Source organism: Blautia luti, assembly GCF_033096465.1.
Classification (GTDB): Bacteria; Bacillota; Clostridia; order Lachnospirales; family Lachnospiraceae; genus Blautia_A; species Blautia_A luti.
Map to the genome: position 1 here is coordinate 2,209,135 of NZ_AP028156.1, position 19,373 is coordinate 2,228,507.

General features: G+C 42.7%; 14 protein-coding genes. 4 read left to right on the forward strand and 10 right to left on the reverse strand.

All coding sequences use genetic code 11. The features are described 5' to 3' along the window. The first annotated feature begins 23 nt into the window (after positions 1-23). Positions 24-1,409 (forward strand): MATE family efflux transporter, encoded by a 1,386-nt coding sequence (locus R8695_RS10330; protein WP_154779815.1) that lies wholly within the window; start codon positions 24-26, stop codon positions 1,407-1,409. Between the two features lie 113 nt (positions 1,410-1,522). Here R8695_RS10330 and R8695_RS10335 read toward each other — a convergent pair whose 3' ends face one another. The 10 genes from R8695_RS10335 to R8695_RS10380 form a co-directional block, all read right to left on the reverse strand. Beyond that, the gene (locus R8695_RS10335) at positions 1,523-1,954 is read right to left on the reverse strand and encodes a DUF6465 family protein (RefSeq protein ID WP_118508794.1); all 432 of its coding nucleotides are present in this window, start codon (positions 1,952-1,954) and stop codon (positions 1,523-1,525) included. A 354-nt stretch (positions 1,955-2,308) separates the two neighbouring features. Next, positions 2,309-4,726, reverse strand: coding sequence for an ABC transporter permease (locus R8695_RS10340; protein WP_154779816.1), 2,418 nt, complete (start codon positions 4,724-4,726; stop codon positions 2,309-2,311). Positions 4,727-4,740: 14 nt separating this feature from the next. Then, the gene (locus tag R8695_RS10345; RefSeq protein ID WP_118508792.1) at positions 4,741-5,439 is read right to left on the reverse strand and encodes an ABC transporter ATP-binding protein; all 699 of its coding nucleotides are present in this window, start codon (positions 5,437-5,439) and stop codon (positions 4,741-4,743) included. 443 nt (positions 5,440-5,882) lie between these two features. After that, positions 5,883-8,168, reverse strand: a complete 2,286-nt coding sequence (locus tag R8695_RS10350; RefSeq protein WP_243139463.1) for an FAD-dependent oxidoreductase — start codon at positions 8,166-8,168, stop codon at positions 5,883-5,885. Between the two features lie 21 nt (positions 8,169-8,189). Beyond that, positions 8,190-9,143 carry an ABC transporter ATP-binding protein gene (locus R8695_RS10355; protein WP_118508791.1) on the reverse strand — a complete coding sequence of 318 codons (954 nt, stop codon included), beginning with the start codon at positions 9,141-9,143 and terminating at the stop codon, positions 8,190-8,192. Continuing rightward, positions 9,140-10,147, reverse strand: coding sequence for an ABC transporter ATP-binding protein (locus R8695_RS10360; protein ID WP_118508790.1), 1,008 nt, complete (start codon positions 10,145-10,147; stop codon positions 9,140-9,142). Before R8695_RS10360 ends, R8695_RS10355 begins: the two co-directional genes overlap by 4 nt. Positions 10,148-10,167: 20 nt before the next feature. After that, the gene (locus R8695_RS10365) at positions 10,168-11,028 is read right to left on the reverse strand and encodes an ABC transporter permease (RefSeq protein WP_243103050.1); all 861 of its coding nucleotides are present in this window, start codon (positions 11,026-11,028) and stop codon (positions 10,168-10,170) included. Beyond that, positions 11,021-11,971, reverse strand: a complete 951-nt coding sequence (locus R8695_RS10370; protein ID WP_118508788.1) for an ABC transporter permease — start codon at positions 11,969-11,971, stop codon at positions 11,021-11,023. The genes R8695_RS10365 and R8695_RS10370 overlap by 8 nt, the downstream gene beginning before the upstream one ends. Before the next feature lie 228 nt (positions 11,972-12,199). Further along, positions 12,200-13,708 (reverse strand): ABC transporter substrate-binding protein, encoded by a 1,509-nt coding sequence (locus tag R8695_RS10375; protein ID WP_118508787.1) that lies wholly within the window; start codon positions 13,706-13,708, stop codon positions 12,200-12,202. A 250-nt stretch (positions 13,709-13,958) separates the two neighbouring features. Further along, on the reverse strand, positions 13,959-14,972 hold the full coding sequence (locus tag R8695_RS10380; RefSeq protein WP_118508786.1) for a M42 family metallopeptidase: 1,014 nt from the start codon (positions 14,970-14,972) through the stop codon (positions 13,959-13,961). A gap of 538 nt (positions 14,973-15,510) precedes the next feature. Here R8695_RS10380 and R8695_RS10385 point away from each other — a divergent pair. From R8695_RS10385 to R8695_RS10395, 3 genes are all read left to right on the forward strand, one after another. After that, on the forward strand, positions 15,511-16,179 hold the full coding sequence (locus tag R8695_RS10385) for a GntR family transcriptional regulator (protein ID WP_118508785.1): 669 nt from the start codon (positions 15,511-15,513) through the stop codon (positions 16,177-16,179). A gap of 380 nt (positions 16,180-16,559) precedes the next feature. Next, a complete protein-coding gene (locus R8695_RS10390) occupies positions 16,560-17,786 on the forward strand; it encodes an iron-containing alcohol dehydrogenase (RefSeq protein WP_154779817.1) in 1,227 nt (408 codons plus the stop codon). A gap of 174 nt (positions 17,787-17,960) precedes the next feature. Beyond that, positions 17,961-19,361: an aldehyde dehydrogenase gene (locus R8695_RS10395; protein WP_154779849.1), complete on the forward strand. Its 1,401-nt coding sequence runs from the start codon at positions 17,961-17,963 to the stop codon at positions 19,359-19,361. Positions 19,362-19,373: the final 12 nt, after the last annotated feature.

Consider the following 19,373-nt stretch of genomic DNA (forward strand, 5'->3'; position numbering starts at 1 on the left):
TAATTTTTATTATGGGGGTAAATATGACAAATACGTTATCAACCGGTAAAGATGATTTTTACCGGCAGATGTTTAAGCTGACGCTTCCGATCATTATTCAGAATCTGCTCAGCGCAGCGGTCAACTCCGCAGACGTGATCATGCTTAATTACGTCGGACAGTCTGCGATTTCCGCAGTGTCTCTGGCTGCCAATTACTCCAATATCCTGTTTATGGTATATTACGGACTTGGCACCGGCGCATCACTTCTGTGTGCGCAGTATTTTGGAAAAAATAATATGCAGGCAATACATGCCATCGAGGGAATTGCGCTTCGTTTCTCCATCGCAATTTCTGCAGTTGTTGCATTGATCGCATTTTTTACACCTCAGCTTATGATGAAGATTTTCACATCTGATCCGGAGCTAATCTCTATTGGTTCTTCTTATTTAAGAGTTATGGGAATTACCTATCTGTGCTGGGGTGTTACGGAAGTTTATCTTGCAATCCTGCGCAGTGTTGGCCGTGTAACGATCAGTATGGCACTGAATATGCTGGCGTTTGTTCTGAATATTATCTTAAATGCGACTTTCATCTTCGGATTATTTGGAGCACCAAAGCTTGGCACTACAGGTGTTGCTATCGCGACAGCTACTTCCAGGCTGGTAGAACTCGCTGCCTGCGTGATCGTATCTTTCCTGAGCAAGAATGTAAAGCTGAATCTGACTTATATGTTTATCCGCAGTAAGGTGCTGTTTCGTGACTTTATGAAACTTTCACTTCCTGCACTTGGAAATGACGTTTCCTGGAGTGTGGCATTCTCTATGTACTCTGTAATCCTTGGCCATCTTGGTACAGATGCAGTTGCTGCCAACTCATTGGTTACGGTTGTCCGTAACATCGGCTCTGTTTTCTGCTTTGCCATTGCCAGTGCGGGAACGATTCTTCTTGGAAATGTTATGGGAAAAGGCGATCTGGAGAAGTCAAAGGTATACGCTTCCAGAATGCTGAAGATGACGGTAATTGCCGGTGCGATCGGCGGTGTGATCGTGTTTGCTATCACACCTCTGGTTATGAGATTTGCTTCTCTGAGTGATGGGGCTATGCATTATCTGAAGTATATGCTGCTTATCAATACTTACTATATTATGGGATCTGCGGTGAATACCGCGTTGATCGCCGGAGTATTCCGGGCTGGTGGTGATACGAAGTTTGGTCTGATCTGTGATACCATTGATATGTGGATGTATGCAGTACCTCTGGGATTCTTCGCAGCATTTGTTCTGAAGCTTCCGGTGCTTTGGGTATATTTCCTGTTATGTACAGATGAATTTGTAAAATGGCCTTGGGTATTCCGCCATTACCGTCAGGGAAAATGGGCGCAGAATATTACACGGGAAGATTTATTTGAGCAGGAGAAAGCTTCATAAAATATAATAATGACTAGCAAAACAGCAGGTCCGCTCATTCATTGAACATTCCTGCTGTTTTTGTGTCTACAGACTCTCTCTGCGGACATTCATTTTTCAATTATAAAAAATGATTATAATGTATTCAGGTCAATTTTGTAATCGTCGGAGCCCTGGCCGTCTACGGTGTAGTATGCAGCTTTCTGCTCTACATTTAAATAAACGCTGACTTCTTTTCCTGCGATGCCTTTTACTTTGATGTCTTCTTTGATTGCTTCTTCGATGGAGCTCATTGTAACTGCAAAACCAGGTAATTCGATAGTTGTTTCTACGAATTTTTTGATGTCAATGTTCTTGGTCACTTCTTTTACTGCTTTCTTTACAGTTTCTTTTGCTTCTTCTACAACTGGAGCTTTTGCAAGGTCAGCAGCTGCATCCTTTGCTTCTTCGATCACTTCGGTAGCTTTAACAGTTGTTTTCTCTACTGTTTCTTTTACTGCCTCTGTAGCCTTGGTTGTTGCTTCTTTGATAGTTGTTTTTGCTCTTGAAGTTGATTTTTTTCTCATAATAATCTCCTATTCCAAACTGATGGTCTAACAGTGTTACTGTTCGCTCCGTACCCAGTAACACGCTTCGCGATGCAGGGAAGATGACCCCCCTTGTGCAAAGCCCAAGGAGTATCGTTTGCTCCGCAAACTTAATTTATGCCTAAGGCATAAATTCGCACGGTATGTCTCGGGTTTTCTGTGACCTTCGCTCACCAAAAACACCTCGCGGGATATTACCTGTAAACAGTAACCTAACAATTCCTTATCAACCCTATCACAAAATCCAGATAATGTCAAATTTTTGTCATAATTAATCAGAATCAGACAGATAAAATCATCCGCTTACATGTATAATTTTTCAAAGAAGCTGTTCTATTCTACATTCTTCAAAGCTTCATCCATCGGCACTTTCTTTATTTTTCTGAATTCCAGCAGTGCTACGATTCCATAAGTAATGATTCCTGCCACAAACATCTGTACATAGATCATCGGGTCGATCCATAGTGTGATCCATCCTGAAATACTGGACAGCATCATCTCACGGAACAGTATATTCATGACTGCTGTCTCAATCGGAAGACTGAGAAGCAGACAGATTATAACTACAGCGGAAGTTGACATAATATAAAGTCTGCTAATTTCACCGTTTGTATAGCCCAGGATCTTTACCATAGAAATGGACTGGGCGTTTTTCTCAATGATAATCTTAGACAACAGATAGATCAGTACCATGTAGATCATGATAGCAAATCCGTTGATCAGACCCATCATGCTTCCCATTGATACATCCAACTGTCTGGAAATCTTTGTCAGAGCATCCAGATCGACTACAGAACCGATATACTGATTCTTGATATCTGTAAGCTCTGTATCTGAGAAATAACCGCTGTAGTAGTCATCTCCCAGATCAAAGATATCGTTGAGTTCGCTTCTCGGCATGAACACGCAGAGTGCAGCTGTATAATCGTAAATTCCCGCTACCCTGAATGAATACTCATCTTTTTCATATTTTTCTTTCAAGGTAATAGTATCACCAGTTTTAATCAGGAATTTATCTGCATATGCACTGGAAATATATACGCCTGTGGTATTTTTTCCTGTGTTAATACTATTATTGTCTGTTTTTTCATTTATCTCTTCTGTATCAGCACTAACAGCAGAGCCATCCTCATCTGAGCTTTCTTCATTATCAAAGTCTATTTTTACATACTTACTGTTCGGCTCGATGCCATAGAACAGTACTTCCTCACTCTTATACTTTCCAGGCAGTGTATTTAAAGAATATGCGGAAAATTTCTCTGCATCTTCATTGTCTGTCTCAGAGTCCATGTAGAATTCCAGCAATGAGATCAGACTGTCCAATTTATTTCCGCTCACTGCACTGACCGGAACCTGAAGCATATACTGGTATTTCGCCAGCATATTTCCCTGTATTTCTCCCTGATAATGAGACAGGGCAGATGGAAGCAACAGACCAAACATCAGAAGCAGATTAGCAAAGATGATTCCAATAAACAGGACAATATAGTTGCTCATGTTCTGGAAAATGACACGCAGACGGAATCTGGAGAATATTTTAATCCTCGAACTTAAATGGACAGCTCTCTTCTGTCTGCGTCCTGACGAAAGATCCCTGCGCAGAAATTTCAGAGGAGACAGTTTTAATTTGTGTCTGAGAACTACGTAATTTACGACCAGCATAATGATCACCGGAACTACCGTTGTAAGCAGAAATGCTTCTGCATTCCAAACGGTCACATAAGTCGGGAGGCTGTAACTTCCATAGTACATAGCTGCACAGATATCTTTAAACACTGTATATCCAAGAATATTTCCAATCAATGCACCAACCAGCGTAACCAGTACCGGAAGTGTCATATAATGCAGAACCAACTCCTGTCTGGTATAGCCGGATGCACGCAGCGTACCGATAACACCGGCTTCTTTTCGGATCGTGTTGCTGATGGTGATCCCGAATACAAACGCCATGATCACCATGACAATATAAAGCAGCATAATTACCATAGCCTTATCACCGCCCATATCATCACCTGTAAAAGTAATCGCCTGATTCAGATACTGTGGTACAAAGGATTCCAGTGTAACAATCTCCCCGATATCCTCCATCAGGTCCTCGGAGACTTCTTTTTCCTCTTTCTCCGTTTTCGGTTTCTGATCGTATATCCAGGAGTAATTGTACTGCAATTTATCCTGATTCAGAGAATCAAATTCTTCTCCGGTTACAACAGAAACGCCAAACTTTACAGAATCAAACATAGAGTCATTATTATTCTGGAACAGGCAGCTATAATCAGAAAGAGCCACCAGACCTGTAATCTTCCAGGTCTTTTTGCCGCTTTGAAGTATATCTCCTACAGACAGGCCGTTATTATCTGCATACATTCTGTCAATGGCTATTTCCCCTGTTTTTACCGGAAGTTCCCCGTCCATCAGGCATACTTTATTGATTTCTTCTCTGTTTTTGAAAATACGCATGGTGCTTCCATTATCCAGAGGTTCTTCCAGGTAAAAGTTGTCATACAGCTTTACGCCCAGCTTTTCAATCTCTTCCCTCTGTGTTTTGTAAATCTGTTCTACGGTGCGGAAATTTCCGTCTTCGATGTTGTATTTCTCGAATCCCTCATTGTAGGCAGTGATCATACTTCCATCTGCTACAAGGAAACCGGACACAAAACCTATGGTCGCTACCATCAGGATAAATACTACCAGGTACTTTCCGATCTCAATCTTTAACTCTCGCGGCAAACGCTTTCTTAAAGGACTTTTCATCTCTTCATCCTCCTTTACCAGTCAAGCTCTGCAGCAGGAATTTTGTGTTCGTTGATGTAATTCTTACGGATCATGCCATCTCGAAGTTTCACTACCCGGTCTGCCATGTCTTTAATGGCATCATTATGCGTTACCATAACAATCGTATTGCCATATTTCTGGTTTACCGTCTCGATCAGTTTCAGAATTTCCTTGGAAGTATTATAATCCAACGCTCCTGTAGGCTCATCACACAACAAAATATCCGGATTCTTCACAATCGCCCTGCCAATCGCAGTTCTCTGCTGCTGACCACCGGAGAGCTGGTTCGGAAGTTTTCTCTGATGTTCATAAATCCCCAATGTATGCAGCAATTCATCCACATCCAGCGGTTTATCACTGAGATACGCACCGACTTCTATATTCTCACGTACTGTAAGATTCGGAATCAGATTATACATCTGAAAAATGTAGCCAAGATGCTTACGCCTGTACAAAGATAACTTCTTCTCCGACATATCCGCCAGGCGTTCCCCATCTATAATCAGATTCCCCTCATCTGCGCTGTCAATCCCACCAATAATATTCAACAACGTAGACTTACCCGAACCAGACGGTCCCAAAAGAACACAAAACTCTCCTCTCTCTATTTCAAGATCCAGACCTTTCAGTACATCCACACGACTGTCACCCACACCAAAAGACTTCTTAATGCCCTGTATCTGCAAAAACATTTTTCTTCATTCCTCCCTCGTAACTGCTCTTATAGAGCAAATTTTTTTGGCATAATACTACTGGTACAATGAATATTAAGTAGCCGCCATATTGACTTGTCTTAATTTTCGTTATACTAGTTTATAGCAATGTTATGCTGCACTAACTTTATGTTAGTGTAAACTTACTGCATTGTCAACTGATTTTCGTAGTTTCGTAAAAATTTCGCGGATATCCATTACTGCTCAGACATTATTATTTCAAGATTGTAAGAAAGCATTGCCTTTCACAACAATGCTTTCTCCATTTTAGAACACGTTCAGAGTATTTATTTCTTCCATCCAGAATTAAACAATTGATCAAAGTACCCAAACGTTCTTCACCTTTTGCCTTTTCTTTACACAAAAAAGACAGTCACACTATATACTTGATATAGTAGAAACTGTCTTTCTCTCACTTATTCTTAATGTCTGACTTCCACAAACTTAGCCCTGTTCATCAACGGATGTACCAGCTTGATTGCATCTTTCGGGCAGACCATGACGCAGGCACCGCAGTAATAGCACTCACCCGGATACATAATGATCGGATGTTTTCCTTTTTCCGGTGATGGGAGCAGGATGTCGCACTGACAAACATTTGCGCAGCGGTTACATCCAATACACTTGCTTTCATCATACTTCAGCGGATTTGTACTGCAAGGTACCGGCTCTACTTCAAAGCTGGCTTTTGCATCTCCAGGTTCCTGCTCTTCCTCCTGAACCTTCGCAGCAGTCACATATTTCTCCGCACGGTCCGGTGTCTGTGCTTCTTCTGTAATATAATCCTGGTTTCGCTTCTCATACTCATCTTTCAGCTTGCCAAAGAAGTTCAGCGGAACAATTCTTGTCACTGCCTGACCATTCTCCTGATGGATCACGATATGCTTACGATCTTCTACAGAATCCATTTCCGGATAGTCACTTCTGGTAAAGCATAGCGGAGCAGAACTTGACTTACGTGCCAGACATGCATGAAGCACAAGCTGAGCAACTATAAGAATGTCCAGAACCTCATGGGTACGCATCAGATCATGTGGATTATCTGCAACAAGTTCTGGTACAACGTCTTTCTCAAAACTCTGTAACAGATCCAGTCCCTCTTTTAACAGTGCCTCACACTTCACACCACCGCAGTAATTCTGCATAGCCTTGGAAATCGCCATATTCAATTCTTTCCATCCCATGCCGTTCTCTCTGTCCGCATAAAACGGTGCATATAAACGCTTCTTCTCTGCATCCGCATCTGCTCTGTTAAAATCTGCCAGCTCTACTGTCTTTGCATAAGCAGAAGCCTTACGTCCTGCATAATATCCAGTCGCACACGCAAAACCGGCGCAATCAGAAGCATAAAGCTGATCACCAGCTGCATAAATACCGTCAATATTTGTCTTCAGATCCCAGTCATGCATAATTCCACCCGGTGCACCAAAGAACTGTCTCTCCTGATCCAGAAAGCTTGCGGACTGCCATCCTGTGCCGTAGCTCTGAAGCATATGTTTCTTAGGGTCAAAGCCTCGCTCTGTATAATTCTGGAAGATTGGAATCTTTGTCTTAGCTTCCTCACCTACCATCATACCCCAGATAACTCTACGCTCTGCATCCGGCATACGGCTTAAATCTGCGTAGAACGGAAGCTGATAACCTCGCTTGATCAGCTCAGCAAAATCAACTGTCTCCGGTCCTCTGTATTCATATTTCGGATTGTCGATCACACCACCCTTTAAGAAGAACTTCTGTCCTTTTGCAGGGTAATATCTCTCGGAAACTGTTTTCAGCTCTTTTCCGTCACGATCTACATATGGGATTTCCACACCTCTGGCATCTACCATTGTAGCTGCATACCAGGTATTATGGTTATTTCCTGCACCATATGGTGGGAAACTTCTTCCTGCTGCTGAGAACTCTGCACGGACAGATTTCTCCATCATGGTAAACTCAATTCCGGCTCTCCATCCCATCGCATGACCACTTCCGATACTCTGCATTGGTCTGAACTCGCAAAGTCCGGTCATATCTGCATTGAAAAGCCATACACGGGCCGGACGTGACATGGTAAGGATCGTGGATTTCGCACGGAAAATATAGAATTTTCCTGTATGTACGTTCATACCCATGGCACCTGCACCACGCTTTTTGCCATTTTCTTCTGCTACAAGCAATGCTGTGGCTTCTGTACGGTCCATGATGTTGACGCCAAGACGCTTCATTTCTTTTACCAGTGCAGGTTTAAAAGTGGAGCCCCATACACGGATGGTAAATTTATTCTTGTAATCATAAGCAAACATTAGCTTTGTTTTCTCATCGCGGAATTCTGCTCCCACGAATTCATCCTCTGTGTCACGGATCTTTCCACCAAAAGATTCCAGATCAACAAGACGGTCGTAACCCTCACGGCATTCGATGTAATGTGCGATACCATTGCTGTACCAGTCCTGTTCATTGACATAAGCCTCTGCGATTTCTTCAGGTGTTACCTCTGAACATGGATTTGTACACGCAGATTCCCAGTGGTCAAAACCGGTTCCTGCTGATCCGCTCTTCTCTGTGGCACCTTTCTCTACCAGAGTAACAGAAAGACCTCTTCTTGCCGCAGCAATTGCCGCAAAACATCCGGAAAGTCCGCCGCCGAGTACCAGCACGTCACTGGTGATGGTCTCTTCCTGTCCTATTTCATTGGCATATGGCCAGTTAAACTTTTTGTTTTTCATTATCGATTCCTCCATATTTTGTTACCCCTGTACCGGACACGCTGAGAAATGTCCCGGTGACACTTCTACAAGTGGCATTTCTCCTGTACGGCAGCTCTCTTTCGCCAACGGACAGCGGGCTGCGAAACGGCATCCCGGTTTCGGATTGATCGGGCTTGTTACTTCGCCCTGCAGAAGTGTTCTCTTCTTATGACAGGATTCAATGCTCGGGATCGGGATTGCAGCCAGAAGAGCCTTTGTATATGGATGTACCGGATTTCGGAAAATCTCCTCTGCCGGCGCTTTCTCAACGCATTTGCCAAGATACATAACCATGATCTCGTCAGAAATATGCTTTACAACTGAAAGGTCATGGGTAATAAACAGGTAAGTCAGTCCCATCTGTTCCTGCAGATCCATAAGAAGATTCAAGATCTGTGCCTGAATCGAAACATCAAGGGCAGATACCGGTTCATCGCAGACGACAAATTCCGGATTCAGTACCAGAGCACGGGCAACACCGATACGCTGACGTCTTCCACCATCCAGCTCATGCGGATAAGCCATTGCCAGACGTTCTGACAGACCTACTGTATCCATGATCTCGCTGACGCGCTCCTGGATTTCTTTCTTATTTTTGCATACTTTGTTTACAATCAGCGGCTCAGCGATCAGCTGCTGCACTGTCATACGTCCGTTCAGACTGGAGTATGGATCCTGAAAGATCATCTGCAGCTTCGGACGTACCTGCCGAAATTCCTTTTTGGAAAGATTTGCAATATTTTTCCCTTTAAAATCAATCTCACCGGAGGTTGGCTCATAAAGCTGAAGCAGCGTTCTTCCAAGTGTGGATTTTCCGCATCCGGACTCTCCTACCACTCCCATAGTGTGTCCTTGTTCTATGGAAAAGCTGACATCATCTACTGCATGGAGCATACCGGCATTTGTCTTAAAATATTTTTTCAGATTTTTGACATTAAGAAGTATTTCACTCATTTGCCTGCCTCCTTTGCATTTTCAGAATTCATTTCCGGAGAAGAAAACAGATGGCATCTGATCTGGTGACCGTCTTTTTCCCATACTTCCGGCTGTTTGTTTTTGCAGAGTTCTGTGCAGTGACTGCATCTTGGTGCGAAATTGCATCCTTTTGACAGGTTGGTCGGATCAGGCATCAAGCCTTCGATCGGATGAAGTCTGCGGGCATTTTCCTGAAGATTCGGGATGGAGCCGAACAGACCTGTTGTATATGGATGATGATTTTCTCCTGTAAAAATATCTTCCAGAGTTCCATACTCTACAATCTCACCGGCATACATAATGCCTACTTTGTCGCAAGTTTCTGCCACAACACCAAGATCGTGAGTGATCATAATTACAGATGTGCCGTATTTTCTCTGGAGGTCGCAGATCATAGATAAAATCTGTGCCTGAATGGTCACATCAAGAGCTGTGGTCGGTTCATCCGCAATCAGAAGTTTCGGGTTGCAGACAAGTGCGATTGCGATAACTACACGCTGACGCATTCCACCGGAAAACTGATATGGATAATCGTTCTTTCGCTCTTTCGGAATACCTACAAGTTCCAGAGTTTCCTCTGTTTTCTTATCTATCTCTTTCTGGGAAAGTCCCTCTTCGTTGTGAAGATACAGGGCCTCTCCGATCTGGTCACCTACTGTAAGGACAGGGTTTAAAGCTGTCATCGGATCCTGGAAGATCATGGAAATCTTCTGGCCGCGGATGCGCTCCATCTCACGTTCTTTTAATGTACAGACATTCTGGTTTTCAAAGAGGATCTGGCCTGAAGTAATCCTGGCGGTTCTTTTCGGCAGAAGTCCCATGATTCCCATGGCTGTGGTTGTTTTTCCGGCACCTGTCTCACCTACCAGACCCATTGTCTCACCCTGTTTCAGGGAAAAACTGATGCCATTGACTGCATAAACAGTTTCAAGATCTGTCTTATAAATAATGGACAGGTCTTCTACCTTTAAAATTTCTTCCATATTAATCAGTATCTCCCTTCTTAGTCTTTCAGTTTCGGATCCAGGGCATCTGTCAGTCCGTCACCTACCAGGTTAAAAGCAAGGGAGGATAACAGGATAAACATACCCGGGAAAAGCAGCATATACGGTGCAGAAAACAGATAAGTCTGGGCATTAGAAAGCAGTGCCCCCCATTCCGGTGACGGCGGCTGGATACCCATTCCGATAAAGCTCAGTCCTGCTGCAGAGAGCATCATATCTGAAATACTCATGGTTGTATTTACAATGATCGGTCCCATTGCATTCGGCAGTACATAACGAAAAATAATTCTCGCATTGGAGGTTCCGTAGGATTTCGCTGCCTCTACGTAATCCTGCTCTGCGGTTGTCAGGACTACCGAACGGATCAGTCGGACATTTCCCGGAATACAGGAAACGGTAATCGCAATGATCAGATTTCGTAAGTTTGTTCCCAGGGCTGCTACCACTGCCAGGGAAAGGAGGATTGGAGGCACGCACATGAATACGTCCATGATACGGCTGATCACATTATCAACAACTCCACCGAAATATCCGGCACTTGCACCAAGGATTGCACCGACTACCAGTGCCATCAGACTGGTCGCAAGTCCGATCAGCAGAGAATATCTGGAACCGTGAACGATTCGTGCAAAGAGGTCTCGTCCCAGTTCGTCTGTTCCAAAGAAATGTTTCAGGCTCGGTCCCTGAAGACGGTCGGCACCAACCTGTTCAATACATTTGCTATAAGGTACGATCAGGTCTGCAAATACTGCCATTCCAATGATCAGTACCAGCAGAACCAGTCCCAGAACAGCTGCTTTGTTCTTGCGGAAACGACGCCAGAATTCTGAAAGCTGGGCATGTTTTTTTCTTCTATTCATGATGCTTTCCTCCATTCTGATATTTCGCCTTAATTCTTGGATCAATAAACGCATATAAAATATCTACAAGCAAGATGACAAAGCTGAAAAGCACTGCCAGGAATAAAGTTGCTCCCATAACCATCGGAATATCTTTCTGGCGGATCGCAGTTGTCATCAAAGTTCCCATTCCAGGCATTGCAAAAACGGTCTCCGCAATGATCGCACCACCCAGAGATGCACCAAAACCAGTTCCCAATGCTGTTACAACCGGAAGAAGTGCGTTTCTCAGCGCATGTTTCCAGATCACACGTTTGCTGGAAGCACCTTTTGCCTTGGCTGTGCGGATATATTCCTGACGGATGGTTTCCAGCATGGCTGATCTGGTCAGTCGTAGAAGTCCTGCTGCCGAGGTCAGCGAAACCGTCAGTGTCGGCAGAATAAAATGTTTCAACGAAGCAGCTCCGAATGATGGGAACCATCCAAGCTTTAAGGAAAATACGATCAGCAGCATCAGTCCAAGCCAGAATCCAGGCATGGATGCAAAAACCAGCGCAACAACTACGCATACATGGTCTGTGATGGAATACTGGCGTACTGCGGAAAGGATTCCCAGTGAGATTCCGATAATGGAGGAAACACACATGGAAAGCAGTGCCAGGATAAATGTGTTCGGAAATCTTGCCAGGATATCGTTGATCACCGGCTGACGGGAAGCATAGGAAGTTCCCAGGTCAAAATGAAAAATAATATTTCCGATGTAACTAAAGAATCGGATAAGAAACGACTTATCATAGCCAAACTGCGCATTCAGCGCAGCAACGTCTTCCGGTTTGGCGGTAATTCCCAGAATGATCGTTCCCGGATCACCAGGTGTCAGGGAAAGGATGGTAAATACCAGAAATGCTACGCCGAAAAGAACCGGTATCATATATAAAATTCTCTTAATTATGTACTTAGCCATATGGACAATGTGCCCCTTTCATATTGCATATCATAAAAGACTGCTGCAGCAAGCATTTTCATGAACTCACTCACGCTTTCGGGTAAGTCATGTCTATTGCTTAATGCAACAGTCCTTTTGTTTATTCATCTGGTTCAGTCAAATTCAGTTATCTTATCTCTTTTTTATAACTCATTTTGTACTGTAAAAAGAATCCTGCCCGGTGGGCTTTTTATATAAAAAATCAGTTTATGCCCAGTTGAAATCATATACGTAGTAGTTTCCTTCAAATGGGAACTCTTCCGGGCATGTAAGTTCTGCGTTGTATGCATACAGGGTAAGAGGATTGCAGAGAACTGCATAAATTGCCTCGTCCTGTGCTTTTGTAAAAATCTGGTCAAAGATCTCAAGTCTCTTATCGTTGTCTGTCTCTGCTCTTGCTTCATCGAACAGTTTATCCATCTCTTCATCAGAATATCTTGCATTGTTTGCAGTTCCGATGTAATCAGATGTAAATGCCATTTCAAGACTCTGTGTGTCGCCGTCCAATGTCATTGTCAGAGCTGTGATACCATAGTTTCCGCTTGTCAGATCACTGATGTAAGAGTTGAATTCTTTAACAGAAATTTCCATTTCAAGGCCAACTGCTTTCAGGTCATTCTGGATAACAGTTGCAAGATTGGAATATTTCTCTGCTACAAGGATCTCGCCCAGATCATATGGTGTTTCGATTCCCGCCTCTGCAAGAAGTTCTTTTGCTTTATCAGGATCATAAGTGTACTGCGGCTGATCATCAGAATATCCAAATCTTTCTTTTGCGCAGATATTGGAGTTTACTTCTGCTTCACCATCGTAGCATACAGAAACGAGGTTATCTCTGTCGATAGCGTAGTTAATTGCCTGACGGACTTTCTCATTATTGAATGGCTTTTTTTCAAGATTCATGGATACATAAGCGAATCCGGAATTCTCTACTTCTGCGATTTTGATCGCTGAGTTTGCCTGAAGCTGTGGAAGTACGGAAGAATCAACCTCTGCAAAGTTTACCTCTCCTGTCTGGAGTGCGATTGCCTTTGTAGCTGCATCCGGGATTACTTCAAATGTAAGGTTCTTGATCTCCGGTGCTCCGCGGTAGTAATCTTCGTTTGCTTCCAGAGTAATGTTACTTCCTGTTGCACGGCTTACAAATTTATATGGGCCACTTCCGATCGGATTTGTAGCAAATGCATCTTCATCTTTCTCATAGTATGCTTTCTCGCAAATGTAAGGAGTCAGAACACCCTGCAGGAATGGTGCATATGGAGTATCCAGATGACATACAACTGTCTTATCATCTGTTGCTTCAACACTTGACAGCATGGAAATCTGTGATCCCTGATATTCAGACTGTTTGAACAGTTCCAGGGAGAATACAACATCATCTGCTGTTACTGCAGCTCCGTCGTGGAATTTTGCATCATCTCTTAAATGGAAAGTATAATCCAGACCATCTTCGCTGACCTCATAACTCTCAGCAATTCTTGGTTCCGGGTCATGTTTTCCATCCGGGTTATAGTACATTAAGGTGTCGTAAATCTGGTTTAAGACATCCTGCTCTACGCCTGTGGAATAATTAGTTGCATGAAGTGTATCGATGTCCGCATCAAGAGCAATAACAAGATCAGTCTTGTCTGCTGCGTGTGCAACGGTTGCAAAACACATGGACGCTGTCACTGTGCATACAGCTGTTAAAATTGCAAGGGCTTTTTTCATTCTCATATTCTTGGTCCTCTTTCTTTTTATGCCGGTTTGTAAGTTGCTTATTTTAAGACAGGACTTAAACGGGTTTCTTTACTTTCCCTGTCTGAATTTCTCGCTTTACAGATTCATAAGCTGATTCAATCAGATATTCTGCTTGTCTCATCTCTTTTTATATTCGCATCAGGAATTTCGTTTGATTCAAGTCAAGCGGATAAAATCATCCGTTTCGCTACCTGCTCATAACTGAATAACTGCTCCGCAGTTTCGGTTAAAATTTAAACGTATATTTGGAAAATGCATTCATCAGATCTACACCGGCTTCAATATCTTTCTTGGAAGCTACAGCACTCTGACAGTGTGGATATCTGGTGACTACTACGATTCCGCCTGTACGCACACCATAATGGGACTGATTCATGCTGGAAGCATCTGTACCACCCTGGTCAATAACCTCTCTCTGGTATGGAATGTGATTCTCTTCGCAGCACTTGTACATTGCTTCTACTACATCTTCATCACATACAACTGACGGGTCGCAGATCTTAACGCCGATTCCACCGTCCACTTCGTTGCTTCCCTCCAAGTCACACGGATAATCATGTGCCGGGGAAATGTCTACTGCGATTCCGATATCCGGCTGGATTCTCTCTGCTGCTGTCTTGGAACCACGGCATCCTAACTCTTCCTGTACGCAGAATACATAATAAATATCATTTGGATAAGTTCCGTCATTCTCTTTTAAGGCTTCCAGAAGCTGGTAGCATCCGATTCTGTTGTCAAGGCTCTTAGAACATACACGGTCATTGTGAAGTTCCAGATATTCTCCGCGATATCCGCATGGATCACCGAGATTTACATATTTCAGTGCATCTTCCTTTGATGTAGCTCCGATGTCGATATAAAGTTTGCCGGCTTTGTTGGCAGCTTCTTCGATTGATCCCATACAGCTTACTACGCCGATTGTTCCGTTCTTAAACTGTACTCTGCTGTTGTATGCAGATCCTGTCCAGTTCCATCCCAGATTGCAGACACGTAATCTTCCGTCTGCCTCAATGGTCTTTACCATAAATCCGATTTCATCCATATGCGCTGCATACATGATCTTCTTGGAATCCGGTCCACCTGTACCGTTCTTCTTAACGATCAGGTTTCCCATTGCATCTGTCAGCATTTCGTCAGCATAAGGAGCGGCCTCTTTCTCAATATATTTGCGTACCTCTTTCTCATATCCGGATACGCCCCAGAGCTGTGTAAGCTCTTTTAACAGTTTTTCATCTCTCATCTGATCACCCCGGTTGTCTTATTTGTCACTGTTCACTTTCCCATCGTTCGCAGTAACTCTTATTTTTCTAAGCTTGTTTTTAATCGCCTTAACGCGTTGTCCCATTAAAGTTTTAAATTGTAATTAGTGTACCACTTTCGATGAATTTTTGCAATATGCATTTTGCATTTTGCAAAATATAAAATCCTTGACTTTTATGCTTTTGAACTATATCATTACAAATAATATATAAGAATAAGTCGGTTCTTACTTCTCCTGTTCATCAGGTAAAGTTATTCTTGTTACTGTCTGCTCTGTGTTCAATAACATACTTTACAGGGCAAAAAAAATGTGAACCATCTCGTGATAAACTCAAGGAGTATTGTTTGCTTCGCAAACCTAATTTATGTCTCAATCATAAATTCAAATCCGTACAATATATTTCGGGATTTTGGCATATTCATGCCAAATCACCTTACGGGATAGTAGCATGTGAATAAATAACTTATCTCTACTTAAAAACGAAAATCTACTATATTATAATTATAAGGAGTCTACCATGGCATTAAATAAATCAACCTTATCCGAGCAAATTTACCAGATTCTCCGCTCTGATATCCTGCATCAGAGAATCCCTCTGGGTGAAAAATTAACGCTTAAAAATCTCCAGGCGCAGTTTGAAGTCAGCTCCACTCCTATTCGCGAGGCACTTACCCGCCTTACAGAAGATGGTCTGGTTCGCTATTATTCTAATATCGGAGTAAATGTAATTGAATTATCGAAGCAGGATCTGACAGAGCTTTATCAGTTCATGGGCGATCTGGACCGGCTTGCGATTCTTTACAGTGGAAATTCTCCTGAGCATGAACAGATCTGTAAGATATTAGAAGATAATATCTGCCATACCCTGAAACTGGAAGAAAAAGCCCAGCAGTCGCCTCTTTCCAAAGAAGAAACTGAGAAATGGATTAACTATTCTGACCATTTTCATTTAATCTTCTACGATTATTGTGCAAACAGCCGCCTGACACTGGCAGCTGAAAAGCTTCGCAGTCAGCTTACGATCTTTTCTAATTTATATGAAACGCAGGCGGAATCTCAGCATAATATCGGGCAGATGCATAAGCAGATCTTTGAAGCGTATAAAAATGGAGAAATCACCAAAGCCGGAGATCTGATGAAACAGCATCTGGAAGATTCCCTGCAGTATGCTCTGTCCTGTCTGTAAACTACAAAATAGAATTTTCGTCAAATACTGTATCTCCCATGTTTTATGATATTCATGAGATGTACAGTATTTTTTATGTCATAAGAAATTGTTTTATAATATTCTTACTATGACATAAAATTCCCCCGGGCAGGATTTCACTGCAACAAAAGGAAATTATATCGCTGAGCCAACACACCTCAGACAGAGACTCCGGTATGCAGGATTCTTTTTTATTACAAATATTATGCCATTCATATTTTTTGATATTCAAAATATATTGACTTTTCTTTTTCACCTTGCTATATTTTTCTTAGTTATCTATTGATTCGGGCGAAGTTCTTTTGTTCTGGACGATGTACCGGTCATTTATTCATTAATTTCAGAGGGAAAAACTTATTATGAATCTAGTCAGAAAAATATATTGCAGGGCTTTTCAAAAAGCTTTTCACATTGCTATTCCATTTTTGCCTTACCGCAAACCGAAAATCGCAGGAAGTGTCAAAGAACTTCCGGAGATCATTATGCGTCACAAATGTACACACGTACTGATCATTACAGATGCAGGAATTGCCAGACTCAGACTTACCAGACGTCTGGAAAAAGCCCTGAAAGAGGCAGGTATCCCATATACCATGTATGACAAAACAGTTGCCAACCCTACTACTGTAAATGTCCAGGAAGCACTGGATCTCTATCATGAGAACGGATGTGACGTGATCATCGGTTTTGGCGGCGGTTCCAGTATGGACTGTGCCAAAGCTGTCGGTGCACGTGCAGTAAAACCAAAACAATCTCTGGCTCAGATGAAAGGAATCCTGAAAGTATACAAAAAACTGCCGCTTCTCATCGCAGTTCCGACCACTGCTGGTACAGGAAGTGAAACTACTCTCGCCGCTGTCATTACCGATGCGGATACCAGATATAAATATGCGATCAATGACTTTCCGCTGATCCCGCGCTATGCAGTCCTGGACCCGAAAGTTACCTTAAGCCTTCCGCCTTTTATCACCGCCACTACAGGTATGGATGCACTGACTCACGCAGTGGAAGCATATATCGGAAATTCCACAACCATTGATACACGTAAAGACGCTTTAAAGGCTGTAAAGCTGATTTTTGAGAACATTTATACTGTTCATGACCAGGGCGATAATATTCATGCCAGACGAAATATGCTCCATGCTTCTTTCTATGCCGGCTGTGCTTTTACCAAATCTTATGTAGGATACGTACATGCAGTTGCACATTCACTTGGAGGAGAATATAATATTCCTCATGGACTTGCCAATGCAGTCCTGCTGCCGATGGTGCTTCGTGAATATGGAAGCTGTATTGACAAAAAGCTCCACAACCTGGCTGTTTCTGCCGGAGTTGCTGATAAAAGCATTCCGGATCATGAGGCAGCAGAACTTTTTATCCAGGCAATTGAAGAAATGAAAGAGAAATTTGGAATTGGAAATACTGTAAAAGAAATTCAGGAAACTGATATTCCGAAACTGGCACATTATGCAGATAAAGAAGCAAATCCATTGTATCCAGTGCCGAAACTGATGGATGCTTCTGAACTTGAGAAATTCTATTACATGCTGATTCCTGCAGAAAATAATTCAGAAATTGCTTGCTAGTACATCGAAAATTAAGTATCTGCTATATTGACGCCGGATGATTTTCTCATATGCAAGGCGGAGAAATGAGGCGTAGCGGTGGCTACGGCGATTGACGACAACGCGGCATATGAAAAATCAGACAAGTCAACATGGCGATTACTTAATATTCGATGTACTAGTATTCCAACTTTGATGATAAGGAGAGTTTGTTCTATGACAGAAACAGAAATCAAAGAAATCGTCCAGAAACAACGCAGTTATTTCTATACAGATGCTACTTTACCGGTAGAAAAAAGGCTGGAAGCTTTAAAGAAATTAAGGGTCTGTATTCAGAAATATGAGCCGCTTATCAATGAAGCCCTGAAACGTGATCTGGGAAAAAGTAATTTTGAGTCTTATATGTGTGAAGTAGGTCTTGTACTCTCAGAACTCAGCTACATGATCCGCCACACCCCATCTTATGCAAAAGAAAAGACTGTACTGACTCCAATCGCTCAGTTCGCTTCCAGAAGTTACAAAAAACCATCTCCTTACGGTGTGGTTCTGGTCATGAGCCCATGGAATTATCCTTTCCTGCTCACAATCGATCCGCTGGTAGATGCCATTGCCGCCGGAAATACAGTTGTACTGAAACCAAGTGCGTACTCACCGAATACAAGCCGTGTGATCGAATCTATCATCGACGAATGCTTTGATCCGCATTATGTAGCAGTCGTAAATGGTGGACGTGCAGAGAACACTTCTCTGCTTAATGAACATTTTGACTATATCTTTTTCACCGGAAGCCAACACGTAGGTCGTGAAGTAATGGCAAAAGCCTCTGCACACCTGACTCCTGTTACCCTCGAACTCGGCGGAAAAAGCCCATGTATTGTAGAGAAAAGCGCCAACCTGAAACTGGCTGCCAGACGAATTGTATTTGGAAAGTATCTCAACTGCGGACAGACCTGTGTTGCACCGGATTATATTTACTGCGACAAAGAAATCAAGGATGAACTGATCCGTCAAATTCAGAAACAAATAAAAAAACAGTTTGGTTCTACCCCTCTGAATAACAAAAATTACGGAAAAATCATTAATGAGAAACACTTCTCGCGCATCCATAACCTGATCGATCCGAACAAAGTTGTCTGTGGCGGTGACAGCAATCCAGGTACTCTGCAGATTGCACCTACTGTAATGGATCACGTCACTTTCCAGGATGCTGTCATGCAGGAAGAAATCTTTGGCCCGGTACTTCCAATACTGACTTATGATTCACTGGATGAAGCTATTGTGAACGTTAATTCCATGGCACATCCGCTGGCCTTATACATCTTTACTTCCAATAAAGAAGTTGCTGAAAAAGTAACCTCCCACTGCGGTTTCGGCGGTGGCTGTGTAAATGATACTATCATTCATCTGGCTACCAGTGAGATGGGATTTGGAGGCTTCGGAGAAAGCGGTATGGGATCCTACCATGGAAAAGATGGCTTCAATACTTTCTCTCATTACAAGAGTATTGTAGACAAAAAAACATGGCTAGACCTCCCGATGAGATACCAGCCATATAGAAAAGTTTATGAAAAACTGCTTAGAAAGTTCCTGAAATAAGGGAACTCTCTT